This is a genomic window from Variovorax sp. JS1663 (assembly GCF_002157355.1).
Classification (GTDB): Bacteria; Pseudomonadota; Gammaproteobacteria; order Burkholderiales; family Burkholderiaceae_C; genus Variovorax.
In genome coordinates this window covers 1-19,015 of sequence record NZ_LYMK01000051.1, presented here as the reverse complement: position 1 = coordinate 19,015, position 19,015 = coordinate 1, and the positions used below count along the sequence as shown (strand labels likewise).

Annotated in this window: 18 protein-coding genes; 5 read left to right on the top strand and 13 right to left on the bottom strand. The window is 67.9% G+C overall.

All coding sequences use genetic code 11. The features are described 5' to 3' along the window. Positions 1-2 precede the first annotated feature (2 nt). Genes A8M77_RS29465 through A8M77_RS29445 form a run of 5 tightly spaced genes read right to left on the bottom strand, consistent with a single transcriptional unit; the run spans position 3 to position 6,504 of the window. The gene (locus A8M77_RS29465) at positions 3-482 is read right to left on the bottom strand and encodes an aromatic-ring-hydroxylating dioxygenase subunit beta (protein ID WP_086925024.1); all 480 of its coding nucleotides are present in this window, start codon (positions 480-482) and stop codon (positions 3-5) included. Next, the gene (locus tag A8M77_RS29460) at positions 482-1,795 is read right to left on the bottom strand and encodes an aromatic ring-hydroxylating dioxygenase subunit alpha (protein ID WP_086925023.1); all 1,314 of its coding nucleotides are present in this window, start codon (positions 1,793-1,795) and stop codon (positions 482-484) included. The genes A8M77_RS29465 and A8M77_RS29460 overlap by 1 nt, the downstream gene beginning before the upstream one ends. Positions 1,796-1,809: 14 nt before the next feature. Then, positions 1,810-2,793, bottom strand: coding sequence for a PDR/VanB family oxidoreductase (locus A8M77_RS29455; protein ID WP_086925022.1), 984 nt, complete (start codon positions 2,791-2,793; stop codon positions 1,810-1,812). A gap of 23 nt (positions 2,794-2,816) precedes the next feature. Then, a complete protein-coding gene (locus A8M77_RS29450; protein WP_086925021.1) occupies positions 2,817-4,316 on the bottom strand; it encodes an indolepyruvate oxidoreductase subunit beta family protein in 1,500 nt (499 codons plus the stop codon). Positions 4,317-4,320: 4 nt separating this feature from the next. After that, on the bottom strand, positions 4,321-6,504 hold the full coding sequence (locus A8M77_RS29445; protein ID WP_086925020.1) for a thiamine pyrophosphate-dependent enzyme: 2,184 nt from the start codon (positions 6,502-6,504) through the stop codon (positions 4,321-4,323). Positions 6,505-6,642: 138 nt separating this feature from the next. Between A8M77_RS29445 and A8M77_RS29440 the strand changes: the two genes are divergently transcribed. Beyond that, entirely contained in the window at positions 6,643-7,128 is a 486-nt protein-coding gene (locus A8M77_RS29440) for a MarR family winged helix-turn-helix transcriptional regulator (protein ID WP_086925019.1), read from the top strand. A 4-nt stretch (positions 7,129-7,132) separates the two neighbouring features. On the opposite strand, the gene A8M77_RS29435 is transcribed toward A8M77_RS29440, so the two are convergent. The 6 genes from A8M77_RS29435 to A8M77_RS29410 all read right to left on the bottom strand — a co-directional run bounded on the left by A8M77_RS29435 (position 7,133) and on the right by A8M77_RS29410 (position 12,651). Beyond that, positions 7,133-8,050, bottom strand: coding sequence for a pseudouridine-5'-phosphate glycosidase (locus A8M77_RS29435; RefSeq protein WP_086925018.1), 918 nt, complete (start codon positions 8,048-8,050; stop codon positions 7,133-7,135). A gap of 71 nt (positions 8,051-8,121) precedes the next feature. After that, positions 8,122-8,991 carry a quinone oxidoreductase family protein gene (locus A8M77_RS29430; RefSeq protein WP_086925017.1) on the bottom strand — a complete coding sequence of 290 codons (870 nt, stop codon included), beginning with the start codon at positions 8,989-8,991 and terminating at the stop codon, positions 8,122-8,124. Further along, positions 8,988-9,791, bottom strand: coding sequence for an alpha/beta fold hydrolase (locus A8M77_RS29425; protein WP_086925016.1), 804 nt, complete (start codon positions 9,789-9,791; stop codon positions 8,988-8,990). The genes A8M77_RS29430 and A8M77_RS29425 overlap by 4 nt, the downstream gene beginning before the upstream one ends. After that, on the bottom strand, positions 9,788-10,792 hold the full coding sequence (locus A8M77_RS29420; protein WP_086925015.1) for a 3-hydroxybutyryl-CoA dehydrogenase: 1,005 nt from the start codon (positions 10,790-10,792) through the stop codon (positions 9,788-9,790). The genes A8M77_RS29425 and A8M77_RS29420 overlap by 4 nt, the downstream gene beginning before the upstream one ends. Continuing rightward, positions 10,782-11,855 (bottom strand): NAD/NADP-dependent octopine/nopaline dehydrogenase family protein, encoded by a 1,074-nt coding sequence (locus A8M77_RS29415; protein ID WP_086925014.1) that lies wholly within the window; start codon positions 11,853-11,855, stop codon positions 10,782-10,784. Before A8M77_RS29415 ends, A8M77_RS29420 begins: the two co-directional genes overlap by 11 nt. Before the next feature lie 91 nt (positions 11,856-11,946). Then, positions 11,947-12,651 (bottom strand): phosphoglycolate phosphatase, encoded by a 705-nt coding sequence (locus A8M77_RS29410; protein WP_443272978.1) that lies wholly within the window; start codon positions 12,649-12,651, stop codon positions 11,947-11,949. A gap of 101 nt (positions 12,652-12,752) precedes the next feature. On the opposite strand from A8M77_RS29410, the gene A8M77_RS29405 reads away from it, so the two are divergent. From A8M77_RS29405 to A8M77_RS29390, 4 genes are all read left to right on the top strand, one after another. Continuing rightward, a complete protein-coding gene (locus A8M77_RS29405; RefSeq protein WP_086925013.1) occupies positions 12,753-13,466 on the top strand; it encodes an autoinducer binding domain-containing protein in 714 nt (237 codons plus the stop codon). 21 nt (positions 13,467-13,487) lie between these two features. After that, a complete protein-coding gene (locus tag A8M77_RS29400) occupies positions 13,488-13,913 on the top strand; it encodes a DUF4902 domain-containing protein (protein ID WP_086925012.1) in 426 nt (141 codons plus the stop codon). Positions 13,914-13,998: 85 nt separating this feature from the next. Beyond that, positions 13,999-14,562, top strand: coding sequence for an acyl-homoserine-lactone synthase (locus A8M77_RS29395; RefSeq protein ID WP_086925011.1), 564 nt, complete (start codon positions 13,999-14,001; stop codon positions 14,560-14,562). 2 nt (positions 14,563-14,564) lie between these two features. Continuing rightward, the gene (locus tag A8M77_RS29390) at positions 14,565-15,422 is read left to right on the top strand and encodes a hypothetical protein (protein ID WP_086925010.1); all 858 of its coding nucleotides are present in this window, start codon (positions 14,565-14,567) and stop codon (positions 15,420-15,422) included. A 70-nt stretch (positions 15,423-15,492) separates the two neighbouring features. Here A8M77_RS29390 and A8M77_RS29385 read toward each other — a convergent pair whose 3' ends face one another. Both A8M77_RS29385 and A8M77_RS29380 read right to left on the bottom strand, forming a co-directional pair. Continuing rightward, entirely contained in the window at positions 15,493-16,431 is a 939-nt protein-coding gene (locus A8M77_RS29385; RefSeq protein WP_086925009.1) for an OmpA family protein, read from the bottom strand. Positions 16,432-16,451: 20 nt separating this feature from the next. Further along, positions 16,452-19,015: YadA family autotransporter adhesin (locus A8M77_RS29380; protein WP_086925008.1), on the bottom strand; the 2,564-nt coding region annotated here is incomplete at its 5' end.

Genomic DNA, 19,015 nt, shown 5'->3' with positions numbered 1-19,015 from the left:
GGTCAGATGAAGAGTTGGACCGCCGGCAGCGCCGCGTCGCAGTTGAGCAGGTCGACGCGCTTGAGCGTGATGCGCAGCGCGCCGTCCACCTGCGTCAGGTGATGGAAGAAGGTGCCCACGTAGAACTGCAGCTCGTCGCCCTGCGACTCGGTGTAGTGGAACTCGGTGCGCACGACGAAGGCGTTGGCGGCGTCGTCGAACTGCTCGACGGTGGGCGTCTGCAGGAGATGGTGGCAGCGGCTGGGCGGCTGCTGCGAGAAGGCGCGCGGGCTCTTCAGGCGCTCGATGCGCAGCTCGCGCAGCAGCTTGTCCTCGTACATGTGCGAGCAGTGGTTGATGCCGTCCGCCTGGTCCGGCGCGGCCGGCACCCAGTAGAAGGCGTCGTCGGTGAAGAGCGCGTTCCATTCCTCGTAGCGCTTGGCATCGAGCAGGCGCGACTCCTGCACCACGAAGTCGATGAGGTCCTGGCGGGTGAGGCTCATCACATGGTCTCCGTCATGTAGCGCGCCCACGACCTGTACTGGTTGCGCATGGGCAGCTCGTTGGTGCCACCGGTGGTGATCTCGCCGCCCTTCAGTTCCGCCGGATCGTAGTTGCGGTGCAGGCTCACCCACTCGTTGCCGGTGGCATGCAGGCCGGCCTGGATGCCGCGGTAGGCCTGCAGGTCGTCGTGACCCACCACCGAGAAGGGCGAGTTGATGAGCCGGTTGTACATGGCGGTGCGCTGCAGCAGCTCGGGCGGCGCGCCCTTGAGGCGGAAGGTCCAGCTCTCGATCAGCGTCCTGTCGGCGGAGATGGGCTTGACCACGCGGATCGCCTGGATCGCGCCCTTGATCGTGAGATTGGGGTAGTAGACGGTGTTGTGCCGCGCCATGCCGAGGATCTGCGCGCTGCGCTCCTCGCCGTAGCGCGCCTTCATTGCCTGGTCATAGGCCGGGATGGCCGAGTAGGCGCTGTGGATGCTGAAATTGACGCCGGTGAAGCTGTGGCCGTTGTCGTAGGTCCGGATGCCCATGTCGTCGAAGAACTTGTAGTCCGACATGAAGGGCGCGAACTGCTCGACCGCCATCGGCTTGGGCGCATCGGCCGGCTTGTCGGCCCACATGCGCTTGGCGGTGCCGGCGGAGGACTCGTGCGCCACCATGGGGTGCATGGTGTCGTTGAGGTTCTCGACGAACATCTTCCAGTTGCACTGGTGCATGAAGCGCAGGCAGCCGCCGGCGATCTCCAGCTCGCCCTCGGGCGAGCGGTCGGCCATGTTGTCGATGGAGCTGAGCGAGTCGCCGAAGTAGTCCTCGAAGCCGGGGCCTGCGTCGTTGATCTTGACGAAGATGAAGCCGCGGTAGCTGCGCACGTTCGGGAGGGTGGTGAGTCCCTTGGACGCCTCGCACTCGTGCAGCTGCGTGCCCTCGTAGCCGTTCTTCAGCGGGATCGCGAGCAGCGAGCCGTCGGTCTTGAAGGTCCAGGCGTGGTAGGGGCAGCGGAAGAATTTGCCGGTGTTGCCGCAGGGCGCGCTCACCAGGCGCGAGCCCTTGTGGGCGCAGCGGTTCATCATCGCGCGCACCGTGCCGTCGGTGTGGCGCACCACGATCAGCGGCCGGCCGGCGACCTGCTCACTCAGGTAGTCGCCCGGCTTGGGGATCTGGCTCTCGTGGCCGACGTAGTTCCAGGTGTTGGCGAAGAAGTGTTCCTGCTCCAGCTCGAACAGCTCCTGGCTGATGTAGAGGTCGCGGTGCACGCGGTCGTTCTGCACCAGGGCGCGCACCGCGTCGGGGTTGCCTCTGTAGGAAGTCATCGTGTCGCTCTCCTTCAGATGTCCAGCACCAGGCGTGCCCCCTTGGCGCGCGAGATGCAGATCTGCATGACGTTGCCCTCGGCCTTCTCGCGCGCGCTCAGCACGTAGTCGCGGTGGTCGATCTCGCCTTCCAGCACCGCCGTCGTGCACACGCCGCATTCGCCGCGCTTGCAGTCGAACATCGGGTCGCAGCCATGCTCGATCAGGCAGTCGAGGATGCTCTGATTCGCCGGCACGGTAAAGCGCTGGCCCGATTGCGCGAGCTCGACTTCGAAGGCCTGGTCGCCCTCTTCGACGACGGCCTCGGTGAAGAGCTCGAAATGCACGCGGTCGTGCTCCCAGCCGCGGGCCTGGGTGCGGGCCAGCACGGCGTCGAGCATGACCTTCGGGCCGCAGACGTAGAGCCGGTCGCCGGCCGGCACTGCGTCCAGTACGCCGTCGATGTCCAGCGGGCCGCCGGCCTCCGCGTCTGCATGCACGCGCAGGTCGTCCGCCAGCAGCGCTTGCAGCTCGGGCAGAAAGGCCATCAGGTCACGGCTGCGGCCGGCGTAGTGCAGGCGCACCCGCTCGCCCTCGGCGCGGCGGCGCGCGGCCATGCTGGTCAGCGGCGTGATGCCGATGCCACCCGCCAGCAGCACGGTGCCGCCGGGGCCGGTGTGCAGGGGAAAGTCGTTCTTCGGCAGCTCAATGGTGACCTCGTCGCCCTGCTGCAGCCGCTCGTGCATGAAGCGCGAGCCGCCGCGGCCATCGTCCTCCTTGCGCACCGCGATCACGTACTCGGTGGGCGCCACGGTCGCGTTGCGCGCGGTGGCGAAATTGATGAGCGAGTAGTGCCGCCAGTCCTTGCCGCCGCCGGGCAGCTCGACCTGGATGCGGATGTGCGCGCCGGCGGCGAAGCCGGGCAGCGCGCGGCCGTCGTCGGCGCGCAGGCGGAACTGGCGGATCAGCGGGTTGAGCTGGTGCGCCTCGGCGACGCGCAGTTGCAGGGTGGCGGTCATCCTTCGTGTCTCCCGTTTCTCAGTCAGGCCAGAGCATGGCGCGTCAGCGCCGCGCGCAGCTGGTGGCCGTGCTCGTCGGCCAGTGCGGCATCGCGCAGTTCGCGCAGCGTGGCCGGCGCGATGCGGGTGCCGGCGCGCTGGAAGGCGGCCATCAGGGTGTCGTAGTTGCGCAGGCCGCGCTCGTGGGTGTCGCTGTAGCCCTTGACCAGGCGCTGGCACTGGGCAAGCTCGACCGCCAACTCCGGATGCTGCGCCGCGGTCTGGGCGATGCGCTGCAGCCATTCCTCGATGCGGCGGTTCTCGTCGGCATAGCGGGTGGTGCTGCGGCGCCAGCGCCTGGCCGAGGACACCATGCGCAGCATCAGGTAGCCGCGCAGCGAGCTGGTGCGGATCACGCGGCCCTTGCGGGTCATGCGTTCCACCAGCCGGCGCGGCGCGCCGGAGTTCATCAGCCAGCGGCCGATGCCGCCGGGCAGGGTTTCGCAGATCTCCTGCAGCCGGGGATGCATGTACTCGTGGATGGCGAGCAGCTGATCGTCCTGCACGCCGGCCTCGCCGCGCACGCGCTCGAAGCGGGTGGCGCGGGTCTTGAGGGCGGCGACGCGGGCCGTGTCCTCGTAGGACATCCACAACGCCAGGTGACGCGCGGTCTCGTGCTGCAGACGGTGCTCGCCGGCCTGCGGCAGCGCGGCGACGGCAGCCATGCGGTCCAGGTAGAGGGCGGCGTAGTCCGGGTCCTGGTAGTCGATGAGGCGGCGCACGCCCTCGAGCAGCACGCCCTGCAGCGCCGGCGCGAACTCGCGCTGGACGCGCTCGACCAGGGCGCGCACGGCCGGATGGCGCGGCTGCGGCGCGGCGATGGGCGCGGCAACGGCGGGCTCGTCGGCGGTGCCAGCCTGGGCGCGCGAGAAGGCGGCATCGAAGGCCTTGAGGCTGGGCTTGACGCCCACGCCGCCGCGCTCGATGGTCGCCTCGAACTGCGCGCGGCTGAAGGGCAGCACGCCGGCGCCGGCCAGCGCACCGAACATCACCGCGCTGATCACGCTGCCGGCCGCTTCGGCCGAACGCGCCATGTCGAAGCGGATGAAGCGCTTCGCCGCGCGGCCGGCATGGGCGAGCAGCTCGCCGCTGTCGACGCGGCCGTCGCCCATCGCGCTCTTCTCGGCGATCGAATAGACGCGGTGGGTGGAGGCGATCAGCGTGGTGCGGTCGGCCGTGACCAGGCCGCGCTGCACCGCGCGGCCGGCTTCCATGAGCTCGGAGGCGAGCACCACGTCCACGTCGCCAGGCAGCGGCATCAGCGCCAGCACCGGCCGGCCGCCGTCGGCCTCCGCCTGGGCGAGCGGGTAGAGCTCCACGTAGTAGATGGTGGCGCCAGTGCGCTGGGCCACACCCGGCACCGAGGTGGTCTGCGCCACGTAGCCGTTGGCCTCGCCCAGGTCGACGATCCAGTCGGCCAGCACGCCGCCGCCCTCGCCGCCCATGGCGAGGATCGCAACTTTGATCGGTTGTGCTTGGGTCATCGGGTCAGAAGGCATAGGTTTCTCGGCGCCTGGCCTCGCCGCGCTGCAGCCAGCCGATCACGGCCGTGCGCACCCACTGGCGGAAGCGGTCCCAGCCCGTGGGGTTGCTGACGATCTGCGCCTTGTAGAAGGAGGGGCACAGCACCGCGGCATGCGAGACGTCGCCGCAGTTGCCGCAGCCCACGCAGCTGTCGAGCACGGTGGCGACGGGGTCCGTCCGCAGCGGATCGGGGTTGGCCTTGATCGACAGCGACGGGCAGCCGGAGAGCCGGATGCAGGAATGGTCGCCGGTGCAGGTGTCGGAGTCGACGCCGAACTTGTCGCGCACCATGCGCTTGCCGTCGGCGATGGCCTTGCGCACCAGCGGCTTCTCGCGGCGCTGCTTGTTGAGCATGCACTCGGACTGCGCGATCAGGACCTTGGGGCCCTTCTGCTTCGTGGTGAGCGCCTCCTTGATGGCGTCGCGCATGCCGGCCACGTCGTAGGTGCGGCGCAGTGTCCTCACCCATTCCACGCCGACGCCGCGCACCGCGCGCTCGATCGCATGGCCGGTGCTGCGGGTCGCGTTCTGCGCCTTCGACGACAGGATGTCCTGGCCGCCGGTGGCCGAGGTGTAGTTGTTGTCGACCACGATGGTCAGGTTGTCGCTCCGGTTGAAGACCGCGTTGGCGACGCCGCTGGTCAAGCCGTTGTGCCAGAAGCCGCCGTCGCCCATCATCGAGATGGCGCGCTTGCCGGCCGGCGCATTGAGCGCGGCCGCGCCGGCACCGCCCAGGCCGTAGCCCATGGTGGTGTTGCCTATGTTGAAGGGCGGCAGGATGGAGAACAGGTGGCAGCCGATGTCGGCGCTCACGTGGTGCGGGCCGAGTTCGCGCTCCACGAGCTTCATCGCGGCGAAGATGGGGCGCTCGGGGCAGCCGGTGCAGAAGCCCGGCGGGCGAGCGTGGACGCTGTCGCCCAGCGGCAGGGCCGGCTCGGGTGCGGCATCGACGCCGATCTCGGCGACTTCCTTGAGCGGGATCACCTTGCGCACCGGCGCGGGCACCGGCAACGGGGCCAACCGGCCGTAGCGCTCCGCGAAGGCGCGCGTGCCCTTGAGCAGCTCGGCCGCGGTGTATTCGCCGGCGACCGGCAGCATGTCCTTGCCGTGCAGGACGGTGGTCGAGCCGGCCTGGCGCAGGATGGTCGCGAGGTTCTGCTCGACGAAGTTGGGCTGGCCCTCCTCGACCACCAGCACCGCGCGCTTGCCCTCGCAGAAGCGCAGCACCTCGTTGTCCACCAGCGGGTAGGCCACGTTCATCACGTACAGCGGCACCTGCGTGTTGCCGTACACGTCGGCCAGGCCCAGGCGCTCGAGCGCGCGCAGTTGGGTGTTGTAGCTGCCGCCCTGGACGATGATGCCGATGTCGTCGGCATCGGCCGAGAAGAACTCGTTGAGCTGGTGTTCCTCGATGAAGCGCAGCGCGGCGGGCCAGCGCTCCTTCACCTTCTCCTGCTCGTGCACGAAGCTGGCCGGCGGCAGCACGATGCGGCTGACGTCGCGCTGCGGGTTCTCCAGCGCGTCCTTGAGCGTGAAGTCGGCGCGCCGGTTGGCCCCGGTGACGAACTGGCCGTGCACGTGGCAGGCGCGGATGCGCAGCTGCAGCATGACCGGCGTGCGGCTGGCCTCGGACAGCTCGAAGCCCTTCTTCACCGCCTCCACGATGGAAGGCAGGTTGGGCCGCGGATCCAGCAGCCAGATCTGCGACTTCATCGCGAAGGCATGGCTGCGCTCCTGCATGATCGAGGAGCCCTCGCCGTAGTCCTCGCCCACGATGATCAGGGCGCCGCCTGTCACGCCGCCGGAAGCCAGGTTGGCCAGCGCGTCGGAGGCCACGTTGGTGCCCACGGTCGCCTTGAAGGTGACGGCGCCTCGCAGCGGGTAGTTGACCGAGGCGGCCAGGGTGGCGGCCGCCGTGGCCTCGCTGGCGCTGTTCTCGAAACGGATGCCCTGCTCAGCCAGGATGTCCTGGGCATCGGCCAGCACGTCCATCAGGTGCGAGATGGGCGCGCCCTGGTAGCCGGCCACGTAGGAGACGCCGGATTCGAGCAGCGCCTTGGTCACCGCCAGGATGCCCTCGCCCCGGAACAGCTCCCCCTCCGAAAGTCGGAGCTTCTTGACCTCCTCAACGAATGATCGTTCAGCCATGATGTCGTTTCTTTCCCGTGACGGCGATGGGCCGCCTCATCGTGCGGTCCCTATAATGTTGACAAGTGAATGTATCCACAATCATGAATAACCCTAGATACGCAAGCTGCGTGCCTGCCAGAACCCCGGGGAGTCTTCATGGCATCGACCGCGTCTAGAAAGCCGCTTCGCTTCGTCGAGGACTACCTGCCGGCCCTGCTCGCGCAGGCCAGCCAGCTGATCTCGTCGGAGTTCCACGTGGTCGCGCGGCAGCACGGCTTCTCGGTGTCGGAATGGCGGGTCATGGCCTCGCTGGCGGGCGGCGACCCCATCAGCATCGGCCAGCTGGCGCAGGTGACGGTGACCAAGCAGCCCACGGTGACGCGCCTGCTGGACCGCATGGAATCCAAGGGCCAGGTCGAGCGCCTGCCCCACGGCAGTGATCGCCGCATCACGCTGGTGCGCATCACGCGCAAGGGCGCCAAGACGGTGGAGCACCTGATGGATCTGGCGCGCGAGCACGAGCGGCGCGTGCTGGAGCCCTTCGGCCTGCTGCGCGCCGAAGAGCTGAAGACCACCCTGCGGCAGATGATCGAGCTGCATGCGCGGGCGCCGCAGGACAGCGACGAGAGCGAGGAGGAGTAGGCCGCTACGCGCGCGCCAGGGCCAGCGCCAGCCGCGCACCCACTTCGGCGTTGTGCCTGATCAGCGCGATGTTGGTCGCCAGGCTGCGCCCGCCGGTCAGTGCCTGGATGCGCGCCAGCAGAAAGGGCGTGACGGCCTTGCCGGCGATGCCCCGCGCATCGGCCTCGGTCAGCGCCAGTTGCGTGATTGCATCGATCTCCTCGCGCGGCATGGCCGCGTTTTCCGGTACCGGCGTGCTCAGCACCACGCCCCCGGCCAGGCCCAGGTCCCACTTGGTGCGGATGAAGCGTGCCTGCGCCTGGGCATCGTCCAGCCGGTAGTCCGCGCGGAAGCCGCTGTCGCGCGTGTAGAAGGCCGCGAAGTTGTCCTGCCCGCAACTGAGCACCGGCACGCCATGCGTCTCCAGGTACTCCAGCGTGAGCCCGATGTCGAGGATGGACTTCGCGCCGGCGCACACCACCGCGACCGAGGTCCTGGCCAGCTCCTGCAGGTCGGCGGAGATGTCGAAGCTCTGCGGCGCACCGCGGTGCACGCCGCCGATGCCGCCGGTGACGAAGACCTCGATGCCGGCCAGCGCCGCGCAGATCATCGTGCCGGCCACCGTGGTGGCGCCGGGCTCGCCGCTGGCCAGCACGGCCGGCAGGTCGCGCCGGCTGACCTTGTGCACGCGGCCGGATTGCGCCAGCAGCTCCAGTTCCTCGTCGGACAGCCCGATGCGGATGCGTCCGCCGATCACCGCGATGGTGGCGGGCTCGGCGCCCATGCCGCGGATCAACGCCTCCACCTCGCGCGCGGTGCGCAGGTTCTCCGGGTACGGCATGCCGTGCGCGATGATGGTGGACTCCAGCCCCACCAGCGGCCGGCCGGCGGCGCGCGCGGCGGCCACCGGTGTGCTCAGGGACAGCCAGGGATGGGTCTCCATGTCGATGCCTTCCTGCGCCGGACAGCGGCGCCGGGCGCAAGGATCTCAGATCCTGGTGGCGGGCACCACCCTCAGGGCACCAGCACCGCCCGGCCGCGGTGGCCGCGCTGCGCGATCCATTCGAGCGCGGTGGCGGCTTCGGCCAGGCCGAAGCGCCGGACCTCGAGCTTCAATCTTCCATCCGCAAGGCGCGCGAGCAGTTCGGGCACGGCCGCGCGACCAGCGGCCTCGCGCCGGAACATGTTGAGCGGCAGCAGCGCCACGTCGCGCTGCAGGAAATGCGCGAGGTTCAGCGGCAGCGCGTTGCCGGCCGTGTAGCCCACCAGCACCGCGCGGCCACCGGGCGCGATGCAGGGCAGCGCCGCTTCCAGCACCGGGCCGCCCACCGTGTCGACGAGGAGGTCCGCGGGCTGCAGCGCGGCGTCTTCGATCCTGGCGAGCACGATGGCACCGGCATCGCGCGCCAGTTGCACCGTCATGGAACCGACCGCGCCGGTGGCGCCGGTGACCAGCACCCGCTCGCCGGGCTGCAGCTTCGCCACCTCGTGCAGCGCGACCCAAGCCGAGGTGCAGGGCGAGAAGAAGGCCGAGCCCAGGGCCATGTCGATCCCGTCGGGCAACAGGCCCAGCGCCTCGTCGGGCGCATCGATCAGCTCGCACCAGGTGCCGTTCTCCATGGTGCCGAGCCCGCTGCCGCGCACCCACACGCGCTGGCCGGGCGCATGGCGGTCGCTCGCGACCACGATGCCCGCGGCCTCGACGCCCGGCACGTAGGGCAGCGGCGGATGACGCAGGAAGGCGCCGGTCCAGACCGTGCGGTCGATGTGACCCACCGTGGCGGCGGCCATGCGCACGATCGTGCGGCCGGCGCGCGGCTGCGGATCGGGCATCTCCTCCAGCACCGGTGCCGCGCCGAAGCCGGCGATGCGCACCGCCTTCACCGCAGCGCCTCCAGGAAGGCCAGCACCGCTGCGGAGAAGGCCGCCGGCATCTGGTCGGGCAAGGGCACCATGCCGCCCGGGATCTCGACGATACGTGCTTGCGGAATGTGTTCCTTCAATTCGACCGCATGCGGCGCGGCGAAGGGATCGTCGGTCGCACGCAGGATCAGCGTAGGCTGCCGGACCTTGGCGATGCGGTCCTCCATGCGGTAGGCGGCCACGGCGCGGTGGCCTTCCTCCATGCGGCCGCTGACCTTGAGCGCGTCCTGCACGAAAGCCTCGAGTAGCTCGGGCCGCCCCGGCGGGTAGAAGCCCCGGCGTTTGTCCCACAGCGCCGCGAGATGGCTGCCGTCCTGGCTCATCGCCACCTCGTCGATCGGCGGGCGCTCGGCCCGCGCGCGCCGGAAGGTCGCATCGGCGTACGGCGTGGACGACAACACCAGCCCGTGCACGCGCTGCGCGAAGGCGCTGGCCAGCTCGATCGCGATCACGCCGCCCGTGTGATGCCCGACCACATGCGCACGGGCAACGCCCAGCGCGTCGAGCAGCTCGATGGCCACGCGCGCCCACTGCTCGATGCTGGCCGGCACGCCGCCGTCCTCGGAATCGCCGAAGCCGGCCGTGTCCATCGCGACCGCGCGGAAGCGCTCGCCGAGGAGAGGCAGCACATGCCGGTATTCGGCCCAGCTGCGCGGCGACTGGTGCAGCAGCAGCACGGTCTCTGCGCGCGGATCGCCGCAACTCGCGTAGTGGACCTGCCCGACCGACAGGTCCGCGAAGGCGCGGCGGATCCTGCTCATGGCCGTGTCTCGTCGGCCGGCGGCCGCCACAGCCCGGCGTGCTTCAACATGCCGAGCGTGCGCGCCAGCACGTCGCGCCTGTAGGCACCGACGTCGCGGCCGGCATAGTCGTAGAAGCCGCTGCCGCTCTTCAGTCCCAGCCGCCCCTCGGCCATCATGCGGTCGAGCACCGCTGGCGCGGCATAGCGCGCGGCATCGATCGAGCCCGACATCTCGCGGCTCGCGTGGTGCAGGATGTCCGCGCCGCCGAAGTCGATGAACTCCACCACGCCCAGCGCGGCGAAGCGCAGGCCCATGCCGTAGCGCGTGGCCTTGTCGATCTCCTCGGCGGTGGCGGCGCCCTCTTCCACCATGCGCGCGGCCTCGTTCATCACCAGTGCCTGCAGTCGCGGCACGATGTAGCCGGGCGTCGGGCCGCACACCACCGGCAGCTTGCCGATCTGCTCCATCAGCCCCTTGGTGCGCGCCAGCACCGCGGCATCGGTGCCCGGGTGCGTGCTGAGCTCCACCACCGGGATCACGTAGGCCGGGTTGAGCCAGTGCATGTTGAGGAAGCGCTCCGGCTTCTTCACCAGTGCGGCGATCTGCGTCACCAGGATGCTGCTGGTGGTGGAGGTGAGGATCGCGTCCTCGCGGCAATGGCGGTTGATCTGCTCGAAGGCTTCGCGCTTGGCCGCCATCGTTTCGGGCACCCCCTCGAACACCAGTTCGGCGCCCGCCAGCGCGCGCGGCGCCCCGGACACCGGCACGACTTCGACGCGCGCGGCGATCGCAGGCACCTGCGCCGCATCGAGCACGCCAAGCTGCGCCAGGCCGGCGAGGCTGCCCTCGATCTCGGCCAGCACCTCGCTGCGCAGCTTCTGCCAGGCCTGCTCGCTGCGCACGCGCAGGTCGACCAGCGCGATCCGGTGTCCCGCGTAGGCGAAGGCGATCGCGATGCCCCGCCCCATGCGGCCCGCGCCGACGGCGGCAAAGCGCGGGGGCGCGGCCTCATTCGCCATCGTGCAGCCTCTTCTTCAGCGCGTCGCGATCCAGGCCGGCGAGTCCCAGGGCCTCGAAGCTGCGCGGCCCCTGGCGCAGATCGCGGCCGAGGAAGCCTCCCACGATGGCCAGCAGCCCGTGCGCGATCGGCGCATCCACGCCCGCGTAGCGCGCCGCCGAGGCCAGGAAGGCGAGGCCCAGCTCGGTGTCTTCCGTGATGTAGCGGTGCGCATAGAGGTCGATGTTCTCGCGCCAATCGCCCGACTTGACCAGCTGCTTGTGGGCATCGCCGTACATCCACTGGTCGTTGTTGTAGTGGTCCGCCAGCGGGTAGTGCGGCGCAACCTGGCCGAAGGCCTCGCGTACCGCGATGCGCTCCTGGTCGAGCCGATCGGTCACGTCGCGCACGGCGCGCTGCGTGCCTTCGTTGTGGATGTCCCAGCGCTCGAAATGCTGCAGCGGCGCAGCGTTCATCACCATCAGCGGCGGATGGATGACCGGCCCGGCATTCATCAGCGCACCCGAGAGGGCATCGCCGCATCCGTGCACGCTCGGGTAGGCCTGGCGGATCACCTCGAGCGCCTCGCGCTCCTTGCGCGCCGGATAGACGCCGGTGGGCAGGCGGATCGCGCGGATCGTCACGTTGACCTCGCGGTCGCCGTGCTTGCGCGCCAGGTAGGGCAACGTGCCCGTCTCGGCCCAGGCCACGTCGGCATGGTTGCCGGCCGCCTTCACGATGCGGGCCATCACGAAGCTGCCGAAGGTGCCGGGCGGCAGAAATACAACCTGGCCGTCGACCAGGTGCGGCGCCATCTCGCGGGCGATGTCCTCCTGCGCGATCGCGGGCGTGGGAATCACGATCAGCGCCGCGCCACGCAGCGCCTCGCCGATGTCGGCCGTGGCCAGCGCGATCGGCACGTCGCGCGCGCCCTTCGCGTCCTTCAGTCGGATCGATCCCGCCTGGCGCACGGGCGCCAGCGCATCGGCGTCACGCCGCCACAGGCGCACCGAATGGCCGGCTTCGGAGAGGTCAGCGGCAGCGGCATAGCAGCCATGGCCGCCGCCCAGGATCGCGATGTTCATAGTAAGGAAAAGTGTTGAGGGCCACGGGCCGCCGGAAAGTCAGCGGGCCTGTTATTACATTACTTTTCATCAATTCGCCTGTCAACTATCGTCAACCCGGGCCAAGCATGCGGGCCAGGTCGGCGAGGGAATCCACATAGCCGTCGGCATCCACCTCGCTCACGGGCTGTCCGTGGTTGTAGCCGTAGCTCACCAGCACCACCGGGCAGCCGGCGGCACGCGCGGCCTGCGCGTCGTTGCTGGAGTCGCCGATCATCAACGTACGTGCCGGCGCACTGCCCAAGGCCTCGCAGGTCTTCAGCAGCGGCAGCGGGTCCGGCTTCTTGCGCTCGAAGGCCTCGCCGCCGAACAGATGCTCGAAATGCACGTCCAGGCCCTTGATCGCCAGCAACGGGCGCGCAAAGGCGGTGGGCTTGTTGGTCAGGCAGGCCAGGCGCAAACCACGTGCGCGCAGCGCGGCCAAGCCCTCGGCGACGCCGGCGTAGATCGACGCGTGTTGGCCGTTGATGGCCAGGTAGTGGTGCTGGTAGCGCGCCCAGGCGGCATCGAAGAGCGCGGCATCGGGTGTCTCGCCACAGCGCACATGGGCCAGCACGGAGCGGATCAGGTGCTCGGAGCCCTTGCCGATCATCTGGCCGATCGCCTCGGCGGTGATCGGCGGCAAGGCAAGCTCGGCGAGCATGCGGTTGAGCGCCACCACGAAGTCGCCGAGCGTGTCGACCATGGTGCCGTCGAGATCGACGATGGCTGCTTCGAAGCGCAAGAGGGACAGCGGCGCAAGATCGGGAATGTGCAAACTAGATCTCCAAAATGGTGATTATTTCTGCTTGAGAAGCCGCGCAGAACGACGGGGCAGGCAGACTCTTTTCGATCCGAAGTCCCCAAGAGAGGCGCGTCATGAAAAACTGGCAGGAGGATCTGCTGCGCATCGTCGCCGTCGCTCCCGGCGAGCAGAACATCTTCGACGAGATCGTGGCCGCAGCGCGTGGCCTGGGCTTCGAGTACTGCGCCTACGGGATCCAGTTTCCGTTTCCGCTATCACAGCCCAAGGTGCACACCCTGTTCGACTATCCGCTCGACTGGGCCAGGCGCTACCATGAGGCGGGCTATGTCGCTACCGATCCCACAGTCCTGCACGCCCGGCGCAGCAGGACGCCTCTGGTCTGGAGCGATGGACTGTTCGCACCGACTCCGCAGCTCTGGGCAGAGGCGAAATCCTTCGGACTGCGCGTCGGCTGGGCCCAATCGAACCTGGACGCCAATGGCGTCGTCGGCATGCTGAGCTTGTCGCGTTCGAGCGAGGCGATTTCGGCGAACGAGCTCAAGGTCAATGAACCCCGGATGCGATGGCTGGTCAACGTTGCGCACCAGGCACTGACTCAGACACTGATGCCCAAACTTCTCGAAGTCGAGAACATCCTGCTGACCGGTCGCGAGATCGAAGCGCTGAAGTGGACCGCTGACGGCAAAACAGCAGCCGAGATCGGACAGATACTTGCCATCTCCGTCGACACGGTCAACTTTCATCTCCGCAATGCCACCGCCAAGCTTGGCGCGACCAACAAGACTGCCGCCGTCGTGAGGGCCGTGATACTCGGACTGCTCAATTGACGTGGGGACCGGGCGCAATCCATGAGACATCCCGCCTTTGGTGCACCACGTTCTCTCGACGGTCTTCTGCGGCTTTCCGCCCCAGCCCTGCAAACGCTGCAGCTGACGCACCTGGTATCGGGCATTTACGAAGAGCACAGTTCGCCAACGCTGCAAGCATGTGGTCGCCCAACGAGGATCGCCGGCTACACGGAATGGATCGATGCAGCCGGATCACCTGCAACGCTGGGCTGGGACTGGGAAATCCGCTGCGTGCCCGGCCAGGTGCGCTGGCATCGCGTCGGCCTCCCTTTCACCAACCTGCTGCTCGTCGGTGACGACCAACGGGATCTTCCTTGGCAGCGCAGCCTGGAATGTCTTGCTGCCCGAGTGGATGTCATGGCGTGGGCCGAGTCCACCTGCAGAGCCTTGCACCTTCAATACGCCGTCCTGCCGCACCGTTTCTGAACTTTTCTCAAACTACCAACTTTGGTAGTTACCGCCCAGCGCGGAGTTGGGTGAAATGACTCCATTCAAATGAAATGGAGTCAGGGTGGAAATCATTGCCGGCACACCGAAAAACTTGTCCGACGAAGTTCTCGTCGGCCTCGCCCGATACCGACACGAGGTGTTTGTCGAAACCTTGGGGTGGGACTTGGCCACGCAGGCCGGCCTGGAACTCGATCAATTCGATCGGCCAGACACCATCTATGTGGCCGCACGCGAAGAGGAGAGGTATGTCGGCATCGCCCGGTTGCTACCGACCGTGCGGCCCTATCTGCTCAGCGAGGTGTTCCCGCAACTGATGGGAGATGCGCCGCTACCCAGTTCTGAGGGTGTTTGGGAGCTGTCGCGGTTTGCGGCGATCGACTTCCATTCCAACGTGTCGTCGGGCCAGTTCTCATCGCCAACGACCGTGGGTTTGCTGGACGCGGTGCGGTCCTGCGCGCTTCGGCATGGCGTGAATCGCCTGATCACTGTGTCCCCACTTGGCGTCGAACGACTGCTCCGAAAACTGGACTTCGTGGCCTACCGCGCCGGTCCACCCCAAATCATCAACGGGCATCCTCTCTTCGCATGCTGGATCGACCTGACTCAACCAGGCGAACTGGGCTGAAAATGCTCGCTTCTTACCGCGCCGAACGCCCATCGCGCATCGTGAACAACGCGATGAAGCCGCTGGCCCGCAGCGTGGCACGCTTCTGCGACACCCTGGCCCGGCTGCCTGACAGCCACGATTCGCATGTCCATCCACGCCGTCGTGGCGGGCTCGTCGAGCTGCACGACCGGGCCCTCAACACCCAGGAACATCTGATCCACATCGGTAATACCATCAGCGGCCATCGCCGCGGATCGGCGACGCGCATCCAGCGCTCGCTGCACCAGCTGCAACGAACCTACCGCAGCCTCCAGGGCCTCATGATCGGCGTGCCTGACAGATTCCTGGATCGCGGCGACCCCAGGCCGGAGGGCACCGTCCGCCACCTGCTCCAGGCGTCCCTCAACGTCTATCACGCAAATGTACCGGTGCTCGGAGGCGGCACGCCTCGGTATCCGATGCAGCACGCATCGCACTCGGCTCTACTCGCTCACCCGGCCCTGCATGAACCGGGTCTCACGAAGACCGACCTCCTGTCAACGCTGTTCGAGCGTAGTGAGCGCTTTCATCACGCCATGGTGGAGCAGCTCTGCAATGTGCCGAAGGAAAGCGATCTCCCGGCGTACCGGGCGGACATCGAAGCATGGCTCGCTCACATGGAAGCCCATCTGCTGGAGCAGCAAGTGGGCCTGGCTCACCTGCTCGAGCGTGCGGGTCACCATCGCACCACGCCGATGAGCCTGGCGCATGGGGTCTTCGTGGCCCTGGGTCACGCGGAAGGCGCGATGATCGGCGTTGAATCCCGCTTCGAGAACAATTGGCAGCCGATGATCGACCTCGTCAGCGCCCACACCAGCGAGCTCAGCCGCTACTGCTGAGACAGCCCCAAGAAAAAGCCGCTCGACGCAGGACGTCGAGCGGCTTTGCCTATATCACATGCAGGGCGGTCTACGATGCCCCGCGCACCTCGACTTCCACACGGCGATTCGGCTGCAGACAGGCCACAAGCGCCGGCGTCTTCTTTGCACCAGAGCAGTCTGCGACCGGCCGGCTCTTGCCTGCACCCGAGGTCTTTATCAATGCTCCGTCGATGCCCGCGCTGACCAGGAGATCGCGCACCGTGCTCGCACGCTTGATCGACAGGGCGTCGTTGTAGGCGGTACTGCCCAGGCGATCGGTGTGACCGGTGATGGAGATCGACTGGATCGTGCGGAAGTTGCGACGAATCTCCTGAGCGAGCTGCTCGACCTTCTGCCGCCCTTGTGGCTGCAAGTCGGACAAAGCCCCACCGTCAAAACGGAACAGGCCATCCGTGCCCAGGCTGATCCTCTGCGGCGCGAGAGGGGTCGCCGGCGATGGCAGGGGTTGCACCACCACCGGAGGCTTGGCCGCCGCCGGCTCTGGCATCTTCGGCTTGGCCGCTGCGCGCAGCAGATCCGCACATCCCGGCACCTTCCAGAACGAACCGGTGCTCAGCATCGCATCGTCAAAGCGCACCATGTACTGGCAGGTAATGAACTCCGCCCCTTTGCCGGTGCGGAGATGAAAGATGTAGTTCCATTCCTGCGCACCCCAAAGCCCTTCGCTGAAGTGCGGCCAGCCCAGGAGCTGCCGAACCTGGTCCTTCCCCATGCCGGTGCTCATCAGGCGCAGGTTCTCGAGGTTCGGGAAGGCGCCCTCCTTCCATTTGGCCGTCTCGATCGCCGGAAACTCGTTGGGCGTCGGCTCCGCTGGCTTGGCCGCCATCGCGCGAGCCTGCGCCTGCGGATCGATGGGGCGGCCGGGCGCGCAGCCCGCCAGGAGCAGGACCGATGCCAGGACGTGAAATCCGGCCAAACGCGCCTGAAATCGGCGACCGGCAGTGGTCTTTTGTGCTTTTTTCGTCATTGCCAACACCCCTCGTCGAATCAGTTGAAAACCCATTCCGCGCCCACCGTGGCGGCCACACCGCCCCGGCTCACGCCCACGCCGCCGGTGAGGCTCCACGCGTTGTTTTCCGCCGTGCGGCGGAGGCTCACGCCCATGGCGGTCTCGCCCTTGTAGACGGCTGCGCCGACCCGCATGACCGTCTTGCCAGGCACATTGCTGCCAGGCATCTGCGTGGCCATCGCCGCGGCCACACCCGCGTAGGCGTTCCGCTTCACCGTATTGAGGTCACTCCGGACCTGATTCAACTGGTTCACGTTGACTGCATCGGTGCCGGCGATACCGGGCGCCACGTTCGAGATGCGGGTACCGTTCGGCGCCTGGCCGTTGCCCATGGTCACGTTGCTGTAGTTGGTGGTGCCGTCCTGGTTGGTGTCGTAGCGGACACTGCCTTCCACTGCCACCGCTCGCAGCTGCCGTACGTTGACCGCATCGGTATCGGCCGTACCGCCCGCCACGTTGGTGATCTGCCGCTCACCGCCAGGACTCCCCACGGACACCGCCCCTTGCGTTGAATCGACCACGGTACGAGAGAACGCTTCGCGCTGGCCGTTCATGCCGGCTCGGTCTGCCACGGCACCCGCGCCGAGCGCAACACCGCCGGCACTGGTGACCGTCGCCGCATTGCCGAGCGCCGTGCCGCGCAGGGCATTCAGCGCCATCGCGTTGTCACCGAAAGCCGCACTGCCGCCACCGGCCTGCGCGCCGGCACCGACGGCCACGGAGTTGGTCGCCACCGCGCCCGTGCCGATCGCAATGGTGTTGAGCCCGCTGGACGCGCTGTTGAGGCCCAGCGCGATGGAACCGACGTTGGTCGCCTGGGCGTTCTGGCCGATCGCCACCGAGGACGCACCCGAGCTGTTGCTTTGCTGGCCGATCGCCACGCTGCCCGCGCCGCCCGCGCTCGCCCGGTCGCCGACCGCCACGGCGCTGGCGCCGCCCGCCGTGGACTGCGGGCCCATCGCCGTGCTTTCAGCACCGATGGCCGCCGCACCGGCCGCCGTCGAGTTGGCTCGAAAGTACTTGGTGTTGGCCTGTTCGCCCTTGATGTCCTGGGTGAGGTTTTCCAGCGAGTAGCTGACACCTCCCAGTGCATCGCCCACGTTGTTGTAAGTTTGTTGCGTGAGCTTGCCATCCTGCTCGACCCGGTTGATGTTAAAGGTCGGCCCGGTGATCGTGCCATCGGCATTCACTTTCATGCCGCCGCCCAGCGCATCGGCGAAGGGGCGTAACTGGCCAACGTTCACCGCATCGGTGTAAGTCGAGCCAGCGGCCACGTTGGTGATCTGACGCTCACCACCTTGGCCGGAGCCGACGGAGACCACGTTGTCGCGGCCACCATCGTCGGAGTTGCCACCCAAGGCCACCGAATTCTTGCCGGTGCTTTTCGCACCCGAACCGACGGCCATGCTGTCCACCCCCTTCGACTCAGGTGCGCGGTACACCGACGGACTGCCCGTGACCCACTTGTTGGCCGCCACAGTGAGCTGGCTGAAATTGACGGCATCGGTCGGTGCCACACCGTCTGCGACGTTGTGGATGATCGTGCCGCCCGCGCCCTGCAGCGTGACATTCTTGTAGTCGACCGCGCCGTTGACGATCTCGTACTTCACCGCGCCGTCGCTCACCGACTTGAGCTGGCTCACGTTGACGGCGTCAGTGGCGTTCACCCCAGCAGCCACGTTGGTGATGGCTTTGTTGCCTGCGTCGATTCCGACGGTCGTCACGCTCGGACCACCTGTGATGGTCAGACCGGTGTCGCCCAGCTTTACGTTCGCGCCGACCGTGACGCCGGTGTTGTCCATCACTGTCTGACCGGTGGTCACGGTGTCGAAAGCCACATTCTTGGCCGTGTCCACCACGATCTGATTGCCGTTGCGGGTGACCACGACGTTGCTGCTGCCTTCGGCGAAGTCCACCGTGCCGCCCGGCGCGATGTTCTGTGCAGCCCCGCCGTTGGCGCTCAGGTTCCAGCCGGCGTTGGCCTGGGCGTTCACCGCCTTCAACTGCGCGACGTTGACTGCATCGGTGTCGCCCGAGCCGGCCGCCACGTTGGTGATGCGGCGCTCGGTACCCGCGGCGCCGACGCTTACTTCACCCGTGGCCGCCCCGCCCACCAGATAGGCCGGATTGCCCAGCGTGGCGCCCGTGGCGGTGGCACCCGAACCCAGGGCCACGCCGTTGGCAGTGCTGACGCTGGCGCCATTGCCGATCGCCACGCCGTTGTTGGCGTTGACACTGGAGCCATTGCCGAATGCAAGCGCATTGGTGACGTTAGCGCCGATCACCACGCCACTGCCGAACACGAGCGCACCGGCAGCGCCGAGGTTCACGGTGGAGCCGTTGCCGACCACGAACGAGCCGTCGGCTCCAGTGCCGATCGTGTTGTCGTTACCCAGGGAGTAAGACCCATCGGCCTTGATATCGTTGGGGTCGCCGATGGCGCCGGAGTTCTTGCCACTGACCTTGTTGCCCGTGCCGATGCTGATGGAGTTGTCACCGGTGGCTTCCGCGCCGTTGCCCATCGCGATGGCGTTCTTGCCGC